The organism is Bradyrhizobium sp. Ai1a-2 (genome assembly GCF_000426245.1).
Taxonomy (GTDB): Bacteria; Pseudomonadota; Alphaproteobacteria; order Rhizobiales; family Xanthobacteraceae; genus Bradyrhizobium.
Map to the genome: position 1 here is coordinate 1 of NZ_AUEZ01000195.1, position 3,283 is coordinate 3,283.

A 3,283-nucleotide genomic window follows, 5' to 3' on the forward strand; every position below is an offset into this window, starting at 1 on the left:
TGGCTGGAGCTTTTGTTGCACCAAATCCTGGTCAGGCTCATCCTCCGATTTCAGCTCGTCCCAAGCTGAAATCAGACTTCTTCACGGGCGACGAACGAAGGCCTACGCGACAATCACACGATTGCGGCCTTCAAATTTTGCGCGATAGAGCCGCTGATCGGCGACATTCAGGAATCCGTCAAGCGTATCTCCATCGCGCCCGAACTCCGACACCCCAACACTGATGGTGATGCCCACCGACGGCTGGGCTCCGACCTCGAATGCAGCGCCTTCAATGGTCGCTCGAAGGCGCTCGGCTACCGCGCAAGCCGTGTCGAGCGTCGCCCCCGGCAGCAGCACCATAAATTCTTCACCGCCCACGCGCGCGACAGAGTCGTAAGGGCGGATCGCCTCCAGACACTTTCGCACGAATGCGCGGAGGACCTCATCGCCGACATTGTGACCACGTGAGTCATTGATATTCTTGAAATGATCGAGGTCGATCGACAGCAGAGATAATGGAGCACCGGTTCGTTTGGCCCGCGCGATCTCGTCGCCGATATGCTCGATGAAGTGGCGCCGATTTCCGGCACCGGTCAGTGGGTCGGTGGCGGCAAGGCGTTCCAACCTTCGATTACTCAGTTGCAGTTGCTGTAACGCCCTTTGGGTCTCGGCCATCGATTCGGCCAGGCGGGCCGTCATTTCTTCCTGGCTATAGATGGTCGAGAATGATTGCGTCGTTCGGAACGCCTGGACAACGCCATAGCTAAGCAGGAAGAACCCGCCAGCAAAGATCGCGTGGGCGAGCCACCACATATGATTCCAGGGCGCCGCCAGAATGAATGCGAGCGACGATAGCGCAAACCACGCGACCGAAATGCCGAAAATAAGCATGAGCGGCGAGTGAATCCGTCGCATAAGCATGGCCGCGACGTTCAGCGCGCTGAACACCAGTGCGCCGCCCTCCATGGACAAGCGTACCGCGGGGTGTCCCGCATAGGGTGAGTAGGCGATCAGGGCGACGGCTATGTCCATCGTCAAGAACACGCCGATCCACATCAGCCATGCGCGCGCATCCGAACGCTTCTCGACCTCGTCTGACGGCTGGTTATAGCTGAGCAGCCCAACGAAGAGCAGAATCGACATCGCGAGACGCGACGCCGGCCCATAGAGCAGAAACAGCCAAATATTGCGGTGTGCCATCCCGGTGAAGGCGCCGTGCGGCGAATAGATCAGCACGAAGCCGAGAAAACCCAGCGTCAACCAACGCAACAGAGGTTCACCTGAAGACTGGTAGCAACACCACGTCACATAGGTGACGAACAGCCCTTCGAGGGTGGCAACGCCAATCGCGAGTTCGTGGAACAGGTGATTTTCGAATGTTAGTGTGGGATCCTGCTGGAAATACAGGTAGGCGATGAACTGGGCGGGCACCAGGGCGAAGGCGATGAGGAGAAGGCTCATATACGCCTGTGTGACCAGCCGGAGCGCGTTGGTCGGTTCGTGCACCGCAGAATTGGTGCTCCTATGCATATACTGTCTCCCATAACACTTGCGGTCATTGCATAGACTCTCGGTGGCTCGCCGGCCGCGAGAGCGCGGCTAAACCGGGACGAGTCTCGGGAGACACACAGTCATTCGAGTCAAGGCATCAACAGTAACCCTGCGCAATTCGGTGCATCTCTCAGCAACCGGCATGCCAAATAGTAACAGAGTGCATGAGAGGAAAAACGGCGCGACGTTACCCCCGCGCCAATACTTGTGCGGCTTCCGGACATACATGTCATCAACTGGACACGGTTGAACGAGATCAGACGTGAAGCAGTGCTAATGACGGCGGGGCGTGAGGTAAATGATCAATCTCGTCATCGTGCATAACGATCAGCTTACCTTGTTCCAAAGTCGAGCCTTTGCAACGGCTCCTCTTCAAGCGGGCAGTTTAGTATTGCTTGCCTCGGGCGCCGCAGTATTCCAGGGCCAAGCTTCACGGCTTGGGTTCGATCAGCCACTGCAATTGCGTAAGTTACCTGCCTGAATTCTTCTTCGTCGTCGCCGAACAACCAAAAGTGGAGCCGTATTGCCCGCTGTTGGCCTCCAACCCGAACTTGTGGGGGAGCGGTTTCACGAACGTTCGATGGTAATTCCCTGTTGGATGTAAGTGGGGCTCGGCGGGCAGCCCGCAAATAGGGGCGATCTTACGAGAGGCATCGTCATCAAGAGCCTACATGCTGGGTCGCTGCGCACGGGCTTCAGAACTAGACGACATCCGGGCGTACTCATGCATCAGCGCTTCGCGTCCGGCGAGCAGTGAATTCATGATCGCCTCCGGCATGGCGTCGACAGAGTCCACGAGACGACTCCGACATTGAGACCGGGCGGCCGCAGAAGTCCTCGGATGACCCGGTCCGCGGCAGCGATGGAGCGGACGTTATGCTTGCGAGCAGCCGCCAAGGTCCGCGCCGTTTGGCTGGCGACGCTCTTGACGTGAACAGGCTTGAATCATCCCGTGCTCACCACCTGCGCGATCCCACGGTGCGCCGTTCCGATCGGTCTCCACCGGCATGGCCGGAAATGCCGCTTTAACCTGGCGGTCCTACAAACTGACGGCCGGAAGCCTGGGGCAGGTTGAGTGGATGGCCAATGAAGCAGGAGCGACCTCTGCGGCCGCTTCGCGGATGTGATCGGCGTCGTAAGCGGCATCGGCGATGACAAACTCGGCGGGCGCGCCCTCGAGCAGGGCTGCGGCCTGCGGAGCGTCGCCTTTCTGACCGGCAGTGACGATGAAGCGGACGGGACATCCCAGCCCGCGCACCGCGAGGTGGATCTTGGTGCTCAGGCCGCCGCGCGAGCGTTCGATGGCCTGATCTTGAGCCCCCCTTTTGCACCTCTGGCATGCTGGTGCGCGGACGATGGTGGAGTCGACGATCAGGTATTCTACCAGTTGAGCACCCGCTTCGGCATCCGGAGTTTTCGGACCAAACCGTCTGGGAAGTCTTCGAAGCCGAGCGACCAAAGCTCGTTTCGTATGCCGGCCGCTTCGACTGCTTCCATGCCGTGCCTGCCTCGATCTCCAAGACCTGTTTGGTGCGCTCCGACAACAACAAGTACTCGGTCGCAGCCAGCGCAGTCGGACGCCCGGTCGAGGTCAAAGCCTATGCCGACCGCATCGTGATCCGCCAGGACGGCAGGATCGTCGCCGAGCATCCGCGATCCTTTGGCCGCGGCGAGACGACCTACGATCCCTGGCACTATGTGCCGGTGCTGGCTCGCAAATATGCCTGCCGTCACTGCGAGCGCACCGCGC

General features: G+C 59.6%; 2 protein-coding genes and 2 pseudogenes. 2 read left to right on the plus strand and 2 right to left on the minus strand.

Annotated elements, in window-relative coordinates; genetic code table 11:
* Positions 1–102: 102 nt before the first annotated feature.
* Positions 103–1,512 (minus strand): GGDEF domain-containing protein, encoded by a 1,410-nt coding sequence (locus K288_RS55650; RefSeq protein ID WP_027584817.1) that lies wholly within the window; start codon positions 1,510–1,512, stop codon positions 103–105.
* 319 nt (positions 1,513–1,831) lie between these two features.
* Between K288_RS55650 and K288_RS53305 the strand changes: the two genes are divergently transcribed.
* Positions 1,832–2,014: a hypothetical protein gene (locus tag K288_RS53305; protein WP_152535982.1), complete on the plus strand. Its 183-nt coding sequence runs from the start codon at positions 1,832–1,834 to the stop codon at positions 2,012–2,014.
* Between the two features lie 597 nt (positions 2,015–2,611).
* Here the strand turns inward: K288_RS53305 and K288_RS51875 are convergent.
* Positions 2,612–2,914, minus strand: a pseudogene (locus tag K288_RS51875) (transposase); the annotation flags it as partial.
* 23 nt (positions 2,915–2,937) lie between these two features.
* Between K288_RS51875 and K288_RS51880 the strand changes: the two are divergent.
* A pseudogene (locus K288_RS51880) lies at positions 2,938–3,283 on the plus strand (IS21 family transposase); the annotation flags it as partial.